Annotated in this window: 16 protein-coding genes; 3 read left to right on the top strand and 13 right to left on the bottom strand. The window is 48.1% G+C overall.

From position 1 onward, the window contains the following. Positions 1-68: 68 nt before the first annotated feature. On the top strand, positions 69-812 hold the full coding sequence (locus L1285_RS20815; protein WP_235414156.1) for a hypothetical protein: 744 nt from the start codon (positions 69-71) through the stop codon (positions 810-812). Between the two features lie 108 nt (positions 813-920). Here the strand turns inward: L1285_RS20815 and L1285_RS20820 are convergent, their stop codons facing one another. From L1285_RS20820 to L1285_RS20830, 3 genes are all read right to left on the bottom strand, one after another. Then, positions 921-2,027, bottom strand: coding sequence for a nuclear transport factor 2 family protein (locus tag L1285_RS20820; protein WP_268836239.1), 1,107 nt, complete (start codon positions 2,025-2,027; stop codon positions 921-923). A gap of 82 nt (positions 2,028-2,109) precedes the next feature. Further along, complete coding sequence (locus tag L1285_RS20825) at positions 2,110-3,138, bottom strand: helix-turn-helix domain-containing protein (protein ID WP_235414159.1); 1,029 nt, start codon at positions 3,136-3,138, stop codon at positions 2,110-2,112. Positions 3,139-3,226: 88 nt separating this feature from the next. Continuing rightward, on the bottom strand, positions 3,227-4,015 hold the full coding sequence (locus tag L1285_RS20830; protein WP_235414160.1) for an MBL fold metallo-hydrolase: 789 nt from the start codon (positions 4,013-4,015) through the stop codon (positions 3,227-3,229). 189 nt (positions 4,016-4,204) lie between these two features. On the opposite strand from L1285_RS20830, the gene L1285_RS20835 reads away from it, so the two are divergent. Together L1285_RS20835 and L1285_RS20840 are read left to right on the top strand one after the other, a co-directional pair. After that, the gene (locus L1285_RS20835; protein ID WP_235414161.1) at positions 4,205-5,017 is read left to right on the top strand and encodes an alpha/beta hydrolase; all 813 of its coding nucleotides are present in this window, start codon (positions 4,205-4,207) and stop codon (positions 5,015-5,017) included. 164 nt (positions 5,018-5,181) lie between these two features. Then, a complete protein-coding gene (locus L1285_RS20840) occupies positions 5,182-6,261 on the top strand; it encodes an esterase-like activity of phytase family protein (RefSeq protein ID WP_235414162.1) in 1,080 nt (359 codons plus the stop codon). Positions 6,262-6,350: 89 nt separating this feature from the next. Here L1285_RS20840 and L1285_RS20845 read toward each other — a convergent pair whose 3' ends face one another. The 10 genes from L1285_RS20845 to L1285_RS20890 all read right to left on the bottom strand — a co-directional run bounded on the left by L1285_RS20845 (position 6,351) and on the right by L1285_RS20890 (position 16,084). Beyond that, positions 6,351-8,855, bottom strand: coding sequence for a GH92 family glycosyl hydrolase (locus tag L1285_RS20845; protein ID WP_235414163.1), 2,505 nt, complete (start codon positions 8,853-8,855; stop codon positions 6,351-6,353). A 425-nt stretch (positions 8,856-9,280) separates the two neighbouring features. After that, positions 9,281-9,547: a hypothetical protein gene (locus L1285_RS20850; RefSeq protein WP_235414164.1), complete on the bottom strand. Its 267-nt coding sequence runs from the start codon at positions 9,545-9,547 to the stop codon at positions 9,281-9,283. Further along, on the bottom strand, positions 9,540-9,938 hold the full coding sequence (locus L1285_RS20855) for a Mor transcription activator family protein (protein WP_235414165.1): 399 nt from the start codon (positions 9,936-9,938) through the stop codon (positions 9,540-9,542). Before L1285_RS20855 ends, L1285_RS20850 begins: the two co-directional genes overlap by 8 nt. Further along, positions 9,931-10,566, bottom strand: coding sequence for a gp16 family protein (locus tag L1285_RS20860; protein WP_235414166.1), 636 nt, complete (start codon positions 10,564-10,566; stop codon positions 9,931-9,933). Before L1285_RS20860 ends, L1285_RS20855 begins: the two co-directional genes overlap by 8 nt. 14 nt (positions 10,567-10,580) lie before the next feature. Beyond that, a complete protein-coding gene (locus tag L1285_RS20865; protein WP_235414167.1) occupies positions 10,581-11,198 on the bottom strand; it encodes a DUF3164 family protein in 618 nt (205 codons plus the stop codon). Further along, a complete protein-coding gene (locus tag L1285_RS20870; RefSeq protein WP_235414168.1) occupies positions 11,198-11,884 on the bottom strand; it encodes a DUF2786 domain-containing protein in 687 nt (228 codons plus the stop codon). Before L1285_RS20870 ends, L1285_RS20865 begins: the two co-directional genes overlap by 1 nt. Next, positions 11,877-12,239 carry a hypothetical protein gene (locus L1285_RS20875; RefSeq protein WP_235414169.1) on the bottom strand — a complete coding sequence of 121 codons (363 nt, stop codon included), beginning with the start codon at positions 12,237-12,239 and terminating at the stop codon, positions 11,877-11,879. Before L1285_RS20875 ends, L1285_RS20870 begins: the two co-directional genes overlap by 8 nt. A 2-nt stretch (positions 12,240-12,241) precedes the next feature. After that, on the bottom strand, positions 12,242-13,387 hold the full coding sequence (locus L1285_RS20880) for an ExeA family protein (RefSeq protein WP_235414170.1): 1,146 nt from the start codon (positions 13,385-13,387) through the stop codon (positions 12,242-12,244). A gap of 4 nt (positions 13,388-13,391) precedes the next feature. Then, the gene (locus L1285_RS20885) at positions 13,392-15,170 is read right to left on the bottom strand and encodes a hypothetical protein (RefSeq protein WP_235414171.1); all 1,779 of its coding nucleotides are present in this window, start codon (positions 15,168-15,170) and stop codon (positions 13,392-13,394) included. Beyond that, entirely contained in the window at positions 15,167-16,084 is a 918-nt protein-coding gene (locus L1285_RS20890) for a hypothetical protein (RefSeq protein ID WP_235414172.1), read from the bottom strand. Before L1285_RS20890 ends, L1285_RS20885 begins: the two co-directional genes overlap by 4 nt. Position 16,085 lies beyond the last annotated feature (1 nt).

Genomic DNA, 16,085 nt, shown 5'->3' on the forward strand with positions numbered 1-16,085 from the left:
GCGACGGTTCGGGATGTTCTAACGAATGCATCTCGGCATATTCATTTTTTACTAAGGAGTAGCGCAAAATGAAACAACTTTTACTCTCCACCGCCCTTGTGGCCTCTGGCGCTTTTGGCTTTTCTGCACAGGCTGGCGAATTAGACCCAACACTACAAGCCAAACTTGACCAGGCACAGTTTCTATACGACCACGGATACTATCAGGAATCACTAAAGCATATTCAGTGGCTGTTTAACAATGGTATTGCGACAGATTATGACTTCACGCCACACCAGGTGAGTATCATTACTTTGTGGGCCGCAATGCGAGACCACCATGAACCTGCCAGAATGAGCTATGATCGCGCTTTGAAGGACACCATCACGCAGCTCAAACGTGCGCCTCATAACTGCGCCGCATTTGATGATGCAGAAGTGATGATGGAGAACAAAAATGCACTGGAAGACTTAGTGACAGTATTAGAAAACGAAACGGCAGAACATCCGCAGATCTGGCAGCGCTGCTGGGATTACAGTATCTCTTTAATCGCGGTTGAGCAAACATCTAAGCCACTTATAGATGCCTACCTGGTCGACCTGTCTGATCATTTCAAAGCTGAGTTTATTCCTGTTATTGATGGCTTGTACACGCAGTGCGACGATGATGTTGACTATAGAGAAGCCTGTCAGGACAGTGTAATTGACTATCTGACTGATGTATCAACCTCTTTCAGACATGCAGCCACGACGCATTATAGCTTAAACGAAGCCGGCCAAATTGGCGTTTTAACTGTACAACTGCGATTAAAATGGCAGGCGCAAGATCAATAACCAGACATTTAGGTAGAGGCAGGTTTTTTGCCTCTACATTAGCACGGTAATCATAAACCAGTTTGCCTTCCAGACAGTGCTAGTTCACCCCCTCGCCACCCAAATGCCTCAGAGTTTCTCTAATACAGCTATCATAGCTTGGGCAACCGCCACGGAAGATAAATAGTTTTGTCCGGTGATCAATCTCCCATCTACTTCGACAAAAGCGGCATTGCGCTCACCATACAAAAACACCCCGCCCCGCGCTTTAACTTGCTCACCAATTAAAAACGGAAACTCTTTAAAATAAGCGGCATCCTGGCGCTCAAATGATTCGGGATAACCGCTCACACGCTTATTGGCCAGCAGATACTCTCCAGATTTAAGCTTCAAATTAACAATACCAGCAGTGCCATGACACACCGCAGAAATAATTCCGTTATTCTGCTCATAAACCTGCATAGCAATCGCCTGGATCTGCGGATGCTCTGCCACTTCGTACATGGCATTGCTTCCCCCAACATAATGCACAGCATGATACTGTGAGGCGTCTACCTGCTCGGGCGTCAGACTATGGCCAATAGCATACATAAACTCAGGATCGTACAGATAGTGTTTATGAATAGGCATAGAGGTATTGATATAAGACAGGCTCAGCGCACCACCTCGGGTACTCATAAAGTCGACCTCATAGCCAGCTTTGATAAAAGTATCATAGGCATAGACTAGTTCAGAAAAGCTGGTGCCTGCTGGCAAGTCGCTCTCACCATGAAAGCTGGCACTGGAGGCAATAAACAAGATTTTCTTATCTTTATACTGGGGGCTCTGCTGTGTCGCCGTTTTGCTGACGATTTGCCATTTTCCGGCAATGCGTTTAAGCAAAACGTGATCGATAAAAGCCTGATAAGGCGGTGAGACGGCAATTTTTAACCGCGCTGTGGCAATATCGCCATCGATTTTTAGGGAAAGAATTTTCCCCCGCCGCTGCTTTGATTGCTTAGCGGCAAACCAGCTACTGTATTGACTGGCCGTGACTGTCCAAAATGGCTTGGTACTATGAGAAAGTAGCAACTGAGCTTGCGGGTGAAATGCATTTTTAATGCGCGCGGACTCACCCATTTGTGTCCCCTGAAGATAGTCATTTAGGGCACGTATCACCCCGCTCTCGTCGGCATGGGCGTGCCCCCAGTGCATCAAACAAAATAAAATCAAGATCGTCTTAAGACAAATTCTCATGGTGTGTCTCCGGTTAACTTAAAGTCACCTCACCATAAAACATAACCTTAAAAAACAAGCTCCTGGATTATAATTTGGGTGTTCAGGATGATAATTTAGCAGTGTTGCTTGCCCTGAACTGACTGGGGGTCTGGCCGCTGTATTTCTTAAACGCCGTGTAAAATGTTGAGCTGGCATTAAAACCACACAACTCAGCCACGTGGTCCATTGTCAGGTTCTGCTGCTGGCATAACAATCCCTGAGCGTACTCGACTCGGTAGCGGTTCAGGTATTGATTAAAGTTACAGCCATAATGCTGATTTAAAAATTGAGATAGTTTGGTATGACTTACCCCTAAGCGTCGAGCCAGCCTGGGTAAAGACATGTCGGGGTCGGTAAACAGGCGCTCTTCATCCAGCAAGTGCGTTAATTTTGCCGACAACTCATGGCTTTGCTGATCTGAAATACGCTGCGCTGCATATTTTACTTTTGCTTTGCCTGCACCGGAGTAAACCACCACGCTCAGATAGAGCACCATAGAAAATGACAAAGCCCCCATAATATAGGAGGTGTAGGCCGCGGTATAATAGGCAAGCCAGATCAACCAACCGCCACCCAGCACCACCAGTGGCATATCACGCCAGGCCAGACGACTTGGTGTGGACCAAAGCGCAACAAGTTTATCCCTGCAAACCCAGCTTGCCGCTAACAAATATCCGAGCCAGACATAACTTGATCCCCGATATATCCAGCTTTGCCAAAGTTCCAGATGGCTGTGATAGGGGTAAAAGTAACCTATCAGTGCAACCACAAATACCCAGACAGCAAAGTGCCAGCGTAGCATCACACGGTATTTATCCGGGCTTTGGGCCCGAAAACAAAAGGAAAAAAGACTTGGTCCAATCAAACAGCAGGCGCTTAACCCGAGCTGTAAAATGTCTTTGCTGAGTCCCGGACTGAAATAAAACGCGACCGATTTGCCAATCCGAACACTCAGCATAAGTAACAATAAAGACAGCCAGGGCGCCCCGGTTATCGCTTGTCGTTTATGATAGATCCAGACGGCAAGCAAAACCCCGTTAAACGCGCCAAGGGAGGCAAAAAAGAACAAAAAGTAGCGTGAAAATTCCATGGTTTTATTGATTGGTCACAGACGCTGTCACTATCGCACATCAACCCGATAACGCCAAGGCTCGGCGTTTAGCGGTCACACATTTCTACTACAGCGACTCATGCTCAATAACCTGGAGCGTCCTCTGTACAAAGCGTTTATAGGCTTTACTTGGCAAAAATGGCGACTTACCTTGCAGGTTAAAACGCGCGACCAACTCAACGGCCCTTTTATCTGCCATGATTTGTTCTACACTTAACCCTTGTTTTTTGAGCGCCCTCACAGCACTCACCCAGTCGAGGGTGTTTTGTCTGAACGCGCGCAGTGAGGCTTTATTGGCGGCTTCACCATGACCCGGCACCACCAGGCTCTGTTCATCCCCCAAGCTTAAAATCGTCTCTATCGCCTGGTTAAACCCAGTCACTCCGCCGGCATAAAAAGTAGGATGCCAGCTGGTATCAAACACATCCCCAACAAAAATGACATTACCCGGCTTATAATAGTAAATGTTATCGGTGCCGGTATGAGACTTCACCACCCGGTGAGTCATATCAAACCGGTTGATTGTGCCCGTCACAAGTTGCGCACCCCGACTGGCAAAAAAGGCATTGCCACCAGTATGATCTGCATGAGCGTGCGTATTAATAATATACGTGACGGGTTTGCGGTAAATTGTCTGAATGGTTTTTTCCAATTCAGCCAGATATGGCTCACCTGGCATAGGGTCGATTAACACCAAGCCATCGGGGGTATCGAACAGTCCAATATTAGTACCGTAGTCTTTCCCTGAGAGAATATGCACATGCTGCGACACCGCCTGAACCTGAATATTGGCACTGAACGCAACACCGTTCAGTAAAATTAGCGCTGTAGCAAATAGCATTTTGAGCAATTTCATAAGCAATCCTTGTTATTATATTTTGATAAACACAATACGTTGTACTGAAAATAAATCAATGGCTCTCTCGCCTGGGTGAAACTTGGACTGTACGTCACGCGATTAACAAACTTGTACCGCACTTCCCTTTGCGCTAACTTAAAACGAGGTTAACATTTGCTTTTTATTCAGACAAAGGAAGGTTCCCTGATGACTCGAGCACTCGTAATATTAATTGGTTTTATGCTCTGCTCTGTAGCGTTTGCAAAAAGTGAGGTACATACAGAGCCGATGCAGTTTGCCAGCACCCTGACGTTTAAATCTCAAATACTGCAACAAAACCGCTCGATAAACGTGTACTTACCAGCAGGGTATCACGAGAACAAACAGCAAAAGTACCCGGTTATATACCTGCTGGACGGCTCAAAAGACGAAGACTTTATTCACATTGCCGGTCTGGTTCAGTTTGCTAATTTTCCTTGGCTGAATATTCTGCCTCCCAGCATAGTTGTCGGCATCAGTAATCAGGACAGAAAACACGACTTTACAACTTTGAGTAACAACGCGCTCGATAAACGCGATCTGCCTACACAGGGCGGCGCTAAATCATTTATCGCGTTTATCGAAAATGAATTGCGACCGCTAGTCGAGCAACGTTACCGTACCAGACAGTCAAATACGCTGATAGGCCAGTCTCTGGGAGGGCTACTAGCCAGCGAAATTCTGTTTCATCACACAACTTTGTTTGACCACTATATGATTATCAGCCCAAGTTTATGGTGGGACGACGAGTCACTGCTCGCCAAACCATTCAGTCCCGCAGGCTTGCCTAAATCAGTCTACATTGCAGTCGGCAAGGAAGGTAAAGTTATGGAGCGCGTTGCAAAGCAACTTCATGATAAAATTGCCCCACAACTTAAAGATAAAGCTCAGTTACATTTTCGCTATTTCGAAGAACTCGATCACGGAGATACTTTGCACCTGGCTGTGTATGATGCGTTTAAACAGATCCAGTACCAATAAAGCACTGCCGTTGCGCACGCCAAGTGACAGGTACCAAAGTTGCGTCATGCATTCTGTCTGAGTTTACTTTTTTCACAGTCATGTGTTTTTATCGACTTTGTGATGCAAACTTCATATTACCTGCGTATATTGGTCTGTCCTGAATTTTTGAAGTAAAGATCTTTATGCGCAGTTGTCTATTTTTAACCTTACTGGCCCCTTTTTTCGCCAACTCAGCTTCTATGCAGCTCGAGTTTTTAGATGAGTTTATTGTTCCTGCAGACTTACGCGTCGATGGCGACAAGGTCGGCGGTTTGTCCAGCATTGAATACACCGATGGCCGCTATTTACTCATCGCCGATGACTCTAAAAAACCCCGCTACTTTGAAGCCAATATTGCAATTAAAAATCAGAAAATTGAACAGGTTGAATTCACAAAATCGCTGCCGCTGATAAACCCAAAAACCGACTCAAGTGTGGTTGACCCGGAGAGCCTAAGAGTAGCGCCCAACGGGAAAGACATCATCTGGACCAGCGAAGGCAGTATTAAATATCACCAAGCGCCAGCCATTTTCATGCAAACCGGACAAGGCCTGGTTAACTTTACACTGCCTGAGATGTTCAACATCAGCAAAGCGTCCGGACCAAGACACAATGCTGTCTTCGAAGGGCTCACCATAGCCCATTCCGGGCAAGGCATTTGGGTGTCTGCCGAAGGCGCACTTAAACAAGATGGTGAAGAGTCCAACATTAAACACGGCAGCATGGTGCGTATCTCATATTTTGATTTTGCCTCGAAACGCATGCAAAAGCAGTTTGCCTATTATCTCGAACCTATGGTCAATCGCCCACAAGCAAAGCCTGATGCGTTTCGCACCACCGGCCTGGTTGAGATATTACAGCTAAATGAACACCAGTTTCTTACCATGGAGCGTTCATACACCTCTGGGATTGCTGACGGGGGCAATGATGTCAGCATTTATCTTGTTGATATGAAAGAGGCAACCGACACCAGCAAAACGGCTTCACTAAAACAGCAGCCTTTTCGCCCTGCCAGTAAAACTCTGCTGTTAGACCTGGCCACCGTTAAGGAAAAACTGGGCTCCAAACACATTGATAATCTGGAGGGTATGACCTTTGGCCCTAAGCTTGCCAATGGCAATCCGAGCTTGCTCATGGTGTCGGATAATAATTTTAACGTGCACGGCAAACAGCTGAGTCAGGTCCTGCTGTTCGAGGTGAAAACACCCACGCCTGCCCACTAATCTCTGAGCAAGGTTTGACACAAAAACCCCGACTGTCAGTCGGGGCTTTACAAACAGCTCAGGGTTTGAAACCCTTACAATCTATGCCATTACTGCGTTGCGGGCCCATAACTGGGCGGTCGATTTTCCACAGCGCTGCCAAATGCTTTGTTTGGTGTTTTACTTAAGGTAAAGTCCAGCGTAACCGGTTCATTGATGTAGGTCTCATCAATCCAGCTATTCAAGGTGGCTTTACCGTTTACCTTCAGCGTATTGATATAAATGTGCTCGGCAGAAGCCTTCGGTGCATTCAAGGTTAAATGACCTATGCTCGCGCGTTTAAACTGAGGGCTGGACAGCACCAGATCTGCACGGCCCGGATATTTGGGATAAAGCCCCAGACTACTGAATACATACCAGGAAGACATCTGACCCAAATCATCCTGACCCGGGATCCCATCCGGCGCATCCAACCAAAGCTGCTTCATAGTTTCGCGCACTGTTTGCTGTGTTTTGTACGCTTCACCGGTGTGCAGATACATCCACGGAGACAGAATAGACGGCTGGTTAGATACATCGGCAAATTCAGCCGAATCGCGATACAACACCCAGCTGCCATCCGCTTTGCGGAAATGGCTATCCAGTCTCTGACTCATTGCCTTTTCACCTCCCAGGACTTTTGCCAGCCCCGCGCCATCATGGGGGATCATCCATAAATACTGCGCCGGACTGCCCTCAACAAACAGGTGACCAGAAAACGGATCAAATTCGTCTTTCCAGGTTCCATCTTTGTTGCGCCCCTGAATATAACCCAACGACTCAGTCGCAGACGGATTATAGATATTGCGCCAGAACCCGGCTTCGTTCACAAATCGAGAAACATCGTCCTGCTTGCCCAGGCGCGCAGCCAGCTGAGACAATGAAAAGTAGCTGGATGCCTGCTCAAGGGTTTCTGATGCGCCTTCCCAGCTGTTCGACTGATCTGAGATATATCCAAGCGTCTGCCATTGATCTAACGACGGCTTTTGCCCGCGACAAAACACCGGACAGCCAGTCTCAGATAAATCAAACTCGGTAGGCTCAGTCGCGGCATTACGCAAAGACTGATACGCCCCGCTCACATCGAAGTCATCAGCACCAAATGCCACAAAATTCGCTATCGCTATCGTTGCAGGGTCGCCACTCATCACGCCAGTTGCCCCAGCATTATGCGTCCAGCGATCCCAGACCCCATTATACTGGCTCGCCTGATTAAATAAGGACTGGGCAATATCGCTGCCGCGTTTTTTATCCAACAGAGCAACCAGTTGCAGCTGTGAGCGGTAAACGTCCCAGCCAGAAAAGTTAGCATACTGGTGTGTTTGAGTGCTTTTTACAGTATGAACTTGCTGATCAAAGCCAATATACTGACCATTCACATCTGAAAAAATATTGGGATGATAAAGACTATGATATAGGGCGGTGTAAAATACTCTGAGTTTGCTGGTGTCGTCTGATTCCACTTTCACCTTAGACAACTCCTGCTCCCAGGCCGCCTGCGCGCCCTTGCGCACTTCTGCAAAGTTTTGCCCAACCTGTTCTTTTTTAAGGTTCTCCCTGGCATTATCCAGACTTACATAAGAGATACCAACGCGCATTTGTACGCTTTCACCTGCATCCAAATCCAGATCTACCCAAACACCTGAGCCTTTACCGATATCCGGCCAACCGTTATCACCGTACCCCATTCCACCTTTTGCCGAATCTTGCCCTTTGAATACTTCACCGTCTTTCCAGGCGCCTGAGCCTGAAATGGGTTTATCGAGCTTGGCAACAAAATGCAGCGTGTAGTAGTCCCTTTGGTTGTGCTCGCCCAGGTAACCGCAAAAGTTGCCAGAGGTCACATAACCGGTTACCTCACCCTTTTTCGCATCGACCTTAACATAAGCGTCGCCACTGCCTAATTGAGAGTAGGACGTCCTGAATAGCAACTTAGCGTTGTCTGCCTGTTCATAAGTAAAGTTGGCGATCCCCGTGCGGGTGGTTGCCGCAAGCTCAACGTTTACACCATTGTCTAATCCAACCTGATAGTAGCCCGGTATAGCGGTTTCATTGTCATGACTAAACCCGGCACTGAAATAGGCATTAATGGGATCGGTTGCGGGAGAAAAGGTTACATCTTTGGTAAATGGCATCACAGGAATATCGCCGGATGCCCCCAGGCAACCGGTCCCAGATAAACGCGTAAAGGAAAAGCCCTTTACGCGGCTGGCCTGATAATTATAACCACCCGGAGAGACAGGTACCCGCTTTTTCTCTTGCAGAATTTTTTTCGAGATCCCCTCTGACTCCGCAAGAAGCTCTTCTGTATAAGCATGCTCGGGACCAAAATTAAACATACCAAATGGCACCAACGCTCCCGGCGTCACATTACCAGCTTGCCTGTGATTAAACGGCCCCTGAGTACCGATCAAGGGATCGACATAAGACACAACATCAGTAACATAGTTTGATGATGCAGAAACTGGCACATCAGCATGTTGATTTTGCGCGCTAGGCGCCTGTCCACAGGCAGTTAAAATTGCTGATGACAGAGAAACTAAAGCCAGATGCCTGGCGACTTTGTTTTGATTCATTATTGATTCCCACCAGAATGGATCGTTCCAATTTTATTGTATAAGTGATTTGGATCACCGGATACAATGCCACCCTTTTCGGTACTTGATCCAATGTACGAAAACTCACTAAGGTATTGTGCGAAAACTCCGGGAATATCCGGGAGAGTGCGGGACTGAGTGGGACAATATATTAAAAACGTTTTCATTATTTGAAAATCAGCGGCGGTCATAATTTCGCGCCGCTTTTGCCTAAATGAGGTTAGTTAATAGTTGGTGCTGTTTGGGCTCTCAGAGCCTCTGGATGGTTTTGGTAGCTTAACTTAGTTTCTTCTGCTGCATCTATTAGAACCTGAGTCGCTTGAACAACCTCGCTAAATGTTTGGCAGCCACACTGCGCGAGATAACTGGCGATTGATTGCATGGCTTTGTTCTTCATTACGTCATCACTTTTCACAGTCTGTAACCTCTTTGCTAAACAGCTTATCCAGGACCACTTTATGAAGTGGCTCAACTTTAGGTGGTATAGGTCGCAACGATGGCCCGCCATTGCCATGAGGCACCCAGCTCTCAATTGGCGGATATGCTGCTGGGCCATTACCTCTGCTCTGTCCTGGCGTGTTATCGGTTATAACTGAATGTGCAACCACACCGCTGATGGCACCTGCACTAAACACCAGGGCCATAACACCTACAAAGTTTTGTTTACTCATGTATCCCCCATTGATCGTTTGGGCCTTGGCCTTTGCTGCTGTCGAACAGGTCGCCCTGAACTTCGTCTTTCTTCAGCTTATCCATGGTACGTACAACCTCGTATACCCACTGGACCGAATAGCCATATTTCTTTGCCAGTTCTACGTGGTTGTCTCCAGTAAACTCGCTCCAGATTTTGTTGTGCTTTAAAATCGTGTCCAGAGATATGCCCTTGCACACATAAACGTTCTCGCCACCAAATGTGTGGCGCACTCGGTCTACTGCTTGGCGGCCTATCTCTCCAGCCTTCTCCGTGCCAACAACATCGGCAACACCACGAGTAACGACTTCAAAAATAGCCAGTAGCATACCTATACCGCGCTCACTGCCTTTGCCGAACTGTTCAGCCATTGGTTGCCTCCTCATAGCGGCCCAGCATCACGCCAATAAAGGCAAGCGCGGCTTCGAGCTGCTCAACATTGCACTTGCTAAAATTGCCGTGATCATAAACGGTGCTTTTGGCCTCATGTTGTTCCTCATCGACCAGTGGCAACGCTCGTAGATCTGGCACCAGGTCTTTCAGCTCTGTGACCATTTCCCGCTGATACCAACTTTTTAGCTGCTCAATGAGTGCATGCAGCATGGTCGGCTTCAGCCACTCCAGGCGCTCAACCGCTACGCCCTTATTCAGCCGCTTTGCTTGCGATTTACTCCAGTTCAACAGTGCCTGTTCTGATCCGTCTCTCAGATAGCCACGGCTTTTCATGGCAATCCAGGTTTGGCGCAACTTGTCGAGTGGCGTTTTTTGATCCTTATCGCGGGTGATTGGTGAGTTACGGCCTTTACCTCGTTTTTTAGTGATCACCTCAAAGCCTTTGCTTTTCATATGATTCAAGACTTGAGTAAGCTGGATGACGTCCATTTTTGAGCAGCTGTCCTTTTTAGTCAGGTCAGTTAAGACTTTGCGATAAAGATCTTCATCCCATTGCAGCTTGCCTTTACCCACATGAATCAACTGGATCAGTCTTGATTTACTCATTTTCATAACGCCTCCTATAACGACTTGCTTACCAGCGGGATCTGAATCCAGGCACCAAGCTCGTTGCGCTCATGGAACCGTACATAGGTCTTTGTTGAGCCAAAAATAAAGGCATCATCAATGGCCCGCATACCCGCAGCCCAGTCGTCAGACTTATGGCTATACCTATACTTGCTACGCAGCTCCATAATTTTAGACTTGCTGTACTGGCCTTCTTTATTGGTCTCGAACGCGTTTCCAACAATGTCTTTAATCAGCTGAGCTTCATCGTCCAGCTGGTCCAGTAAGCTATTGACCACGCCGTTAAGCAGCTCTTTTGCAACCAGGATTTCCGGCCCAAAGCTGATGTCATCAGCAACACCAACCTTTACCCGGCTTTTGCCATCAAACGACGTCAGAGTAATGTTCCCTTTTTTGCCTCCAATCTCAACGTTATATGAATGTGCCATTTCGGCTATAAAGTCGTTCACGCGGGTGAATACATCGCGCTTAAAGCTGTCATGCTCTGCGCTGAGCTGCTTTGCGGTTTTAACTAGCTCCAGCACTAACGAGTTTTGCGCTTTGTCGTTATCGCTAACCTTATCCAACGGCACTTTATAACCACTGCGATTAATCAAAAATTCCTGTTCCATTACTTCACCTCACCTACTGCTAATTTACGTTGAGATTCGCCGTCAATTGGGCGATTGATATTGTGTTGTTTACCGGCTTTAAACCCATCAATAACGGCGTTACCAACGTTTGCTTTTTTACCGCGATTGGTTCCGCTGCTCCTTGTCAGGTCCGGATAGTGGTGCGCTTTGTACGCTTCAATTACCTGATTTTCAGTATCGGTACGTGCAAACTCAGTCACCTGCTTATGGACCGCAATCACCCAGCCTTCAGCAAACCCGTCACCTCTGGCAATCTTCGTGCTGCGCTTACAGCGGTTAGACTGCTGCTTAACATAGGCAGCCCGATCTGCCTTGAGCTTGGCCCACATTACATCCCAGCAATAACGCGCCAACTCTGGTTGAGGGGCAATACCAATAAAGCGAATATCACTTTCTGCACATAGGTTTTGGTTTATGAATGCGTCCACGCCAAATGACTGCTCAATCAGGTTGATAAACATCGCCTGGTACTTCACAGCCCGGCTTATACCGCATGCTGTGCGCTGCTCGTCGATGTCAGCAAACTTCACACCCTCAGCACTAACGCGATGCTTCAGCATCAATGCCTGAGCCGAGCGCATGGCAGCTGCGACCTCGTGCTCATTGGTAGCCGACTTGGCCAGTGCCAGGCACTGCTTTATTTTTTTCAGTATGCGTTTATCCACGGGGCACCACCTGTTGCACTTTATTAAACCGAGTGCCGTTACACAGAGGGCAAACAGTGGTCAGCTGCTCGCCAACATAGGCTGTGCCTTTGTCCGACTCATTACCTACCCAGCCACAGTAATGATTTGCGCAGGTATAGCCTGGCTCTGCTGGCCGGATAGAAAATTCTCGGACTCGCTTAGCAAAAACATGCATCCAGGACTGCACCGCTAAATTCTCATGCCGTATCAAGTGATCTTGCATACCCGCATCATCAAAGCGCAGAGCATCCGCCTCAGCGCGCGGAAGCGTAATCGTTTTTGTAATTTCAACCATGGCTAAGCCAGTTAACTTAACTTCTACGTGATCGCTCATAACTACACCTTTAATACCAATTGTTCGGTTATTTTTTTCTCACCAATTGCAGCCGCCAAGTTCATGGCTTTTGCGGTCCAGGTATTTACACTCAGCGGATATGAGCGGTCTAACTGACTGCTATCCAGGGCGATACCGTGCCGGATCATCCCGTAGCACTTGCCTTTAATTGCACTCATGGCGTCATCAGTAAAAATCTTGCTCGCATCCAATCCGGCACGCTCAAACTTATGCTTAATGTACTGTGGTACAAACATACCCAGTGGCTGCATCGCAATTTGGTTACAGCGCCAGGTAAATTCGCGCACATGCTGGCCATCCAGCTTTTTCTTTAACTCAGTCTGGCCAATCAACACGATCCCCATAACCCGGCGAAACCCATGGGTTAACTCCCAAATACGCTTCAGTAATTTGATCACATCCGGCGTCAGATCATGTGCCTCGTCAATAATCATCAAGTGAAGGTGTCCGTTGTTGGCGCTTTCAATCAAGCCTTCCTCAATCGCTGCATCACGTTCTTCAGCCGACGGTTTATGTTTTATTTGTAGCGCCCGGCAAATCGCAGTCGAAATAGACTCCGCAGTCACTCGGCGTCGGTCCAGCCTGGCAGGCTGTATTAAAATCACCTCCGGGTGGTCCCGTTGAATATTGTGAATAAAGGCACGTCGAATGATCGTCTTGCCGCTGCCGCATTCACCATGTAGCGCAACCATACTGCCAGCCGTTGCTGCAAGTAGCATGTCCTCAAGAATCACCCGATAGGGGTCTATCCAAAAAACATCTTCAGGTGTTGCAATCTCATTCTCGAAAGGATCTCTTCTTAATTTAAAAAACTGTTTAGCGTTTGCGGTCAGCATTTCAGGCTCCGGATCTTCATATTCAATTTCAGGTTGTGTTTTCGAACTTGGCTCATACCAGTTGAACAGCTCAGTTAACTGCTCTTTGGTTGCGCCAAGGTTTGCCAGGTATTCTGTAATCGCGGCTTTCACCGCCTCCTGGTCACACGTTTTGGGCCAGTCCGCCTGTGTCACCAGGCGGCTCAAACTGGCTTTGCTAAAGGTCAGCCCCTTAGTGGCTAATGCGCGTACAACATGGGCTTGCTTAACTCCCAGTACTGCAAACACGTGGCTAAGCTTTGTTATTTTCAAGCTTTTATCTCGCTAACTTCAGCACCGGAGTCTCCGCTATTCCTAAGTGCAACTGTTCTACTACTGCTGATACTTCCGATTCAGCAACGTCCTGGCCACCAAGCCATTCAATTTCGTTTGGCCTCAGCGGCCTGCCCAGGCGCTCAGCAATGGCCATACGCAATTCAATCGAATCCAGCACCTTGCCCTTACGCTCGGGCGCGTCAGCCATTTGCTTGGCAATTGGGCTCTGTGGCTGAATAACGTCACCTTTTGGTGCTATGCGCGGCTCATGCTCAACCGCTTGCAGGTGCGAATGCGCAACCAGGCCACCAAACGGGGCTGCTTTGGCTTTTTTAGCCTGCTTAATTTCGGCATCAGACTTGTCAGGGAACGCAAGGCGGTCTGCCTCTTTAGCGGCTGTTTGTGTGGCGGTGTCCGCATTGCGGATGTGCGCTTCACCAATAACCGGGGCGTCCAGGCGAAAACCATCTTCCGATACACCCACCGGTTTCACCTGGTGATACACCACCTCGTCCAGGGGCGTAGTAACCCCAACCAGCAGATCCGGCGTATCACCCACAATGATCGGGCTCACAGCAACCTTAATACCGTTGCTTATATGCTCCAGCTCGCCAACGTCGTAACGGTGTTGTGTTTTTGTGCGCGGGTGCACATAGGTGATCTCTAAATCGCCATTCACGGTTCTGGTTTCGCCTTTCTTAGTCAGCAACAACCGGCAAACCTGTTCATCTGGCAACATGCGCAAATAGCTGCGGTTCTGTGGCTGGTATATGGTCATCCACATATCCAGGCGAGAGCGTTTATGGCGGCGGTGTTTGCAATTCATGCCGGGCACTTTGTCGGCGTTAAACGCCTCTTGCCAGGCCCAGGCAACCGCATTCAGTTCTTCCACACTACTTACAGGTTCAAATAACAGCCTGCTTTCAAATTGTTTTTCGACAATATTGTTTGCTACCTCAACCGAACCTTTAGCACGGGGGTTGCCAGCTTCATGGGGAATGTTTTTAACCTGCAACGCTTCCAGGACATTGGTAATGGCTTTACCCGTGTTGGCACTGCCTTTGTCCCACAATAATATTTGCGGTACGCCCATAAACGCCGAGCCATCATGCTGTTTCCAGCACCACATTAAAAAGTCGAACATGTTGGCCTGGGTTTCACCGGCCGATTCGTAATAACGCACCCGGATCATGCCGCTGTTATGGTCTACCAGCACATAGCGCCACACGCGCAAATTCTTTATGCGTTCCAAGTTATCGGGCTTGTTTGCATAAAATTCCGCATCGTTCGCATAGCGCTGTATCTTGCCTTTTTTCCCTGGCGGGTAATAAAGCAGGCAATAGCTCGGGTCTACCTGGTGTACATGGTTAGGGGCCAGGCTTCTTAGCTGCACATGCGGGGTCGGCCGGTCCAGCGCGGCTATCGACGCATTGCGCCGGGCTAGTATACGGCTGATCTGGCTGTCACTCAGGCAGGCATGGCCATTGGCAACCAGAATGGATTTAGCAACGGTAATATCCACAATACGCTTGCCATTCTCCCGCAAGCCCTGGTTCAGAATCGCGATCAGCATATCTATCGTGGCATCATCCATACTGGTGGTGCCTGCATCAGCACGCTTCGATTTGCCGCTGGTCCAGCCTTGCTCTCTCAGTTTCCGATAAAACCCGTCTTTACTCAGGCTGAGCGTCTGGCAAGCCTGTTCAAGAATTTGTCCTTTGGTGCCGTGCTTGGCGTTATTTAGCTGCTCTCCCCAGTATTCCAACGTCAGTGCGCTCATTCCAGCACCTCCGTACCTTCAAAGCCGAGTTTCGCCAGCCACTCGCCCGACGGCTTAGCATCATCCAGGTGGCCATAGCTGCGATATAGTTCATTCCACACATGGGCCAGTTGAGTTAGTAAAATCTTGCTGTCGGCATACAGGGCTGATTGCGCGGCTTCATGGGTCTTGTCATCCATATTCACCGTATCGAGTTGTTCACTCAGAGATATGAGCTTGCCAAACCCTTCACGCAGCTCATTCTGCGTTTTGGCCAGTTGCTCAAAAAACTGCCGGGCTTCACCTTTCCAGCGCTGCGGGTCAAATTTTTGCTGCTCCAGCTTGCCTTTCAGCTCAATGATTTCATTTTGCTTTTCGGTGGTCGCGTTGCGGGATACTCTCAGCTGCGCCTCTGTCGCCAGCAGCTCCTGACTGAGTTTATCTTCCTCTTTGGCGTGCTTGGCCTTCAACTCGTCAATCATTTCTTTGAGTGCGTCAATATCACCACTCTCTGCTGCCTCACTTTCGATGATGCGCGTTTGATCTTCTTCCGACATCTGACGGACAGCCCTTAGATCTTTGTACGCTAATCCAATTTTCTGTGCTGTTTCAAAGAACTGTTCACCAAAATGGCGTAAATTCAATATGCGTTCATCAACGTGCTGCCTACTTTCCCCAATGATCAGCTTGCAAACATCTTCCCAAGTGCTGATGGTCAGCAGTTTTCCGTCTGGGCTATATAACGTTATCCCCTTGTATTTTTTAGATTTCTTAACTTCGTCAAGAATCTTTAATTCGCTGACCGTCAGCAGTTTTGCAGCAAAGTTAAATGCCTGAGCACGCCCAAGTTTCATTAGCACAGCTTGCATATCTGCCATGTCTGTTTGCTGCTGTACTTTAAGATCAATTAAGTCTGTGACGCTTAAATCACTCATA

This window comes from Pseudoalteromonas sp. DL2-H2.2 (assembly GCF_021532535.1).
GTDB lineage: Bacteria > Pseudomonadota > Gammaproteobacteria > Enterobacterales > Alteromonadaceae > Pseudoalteromonas > Pseudoalteromonas rubra_A.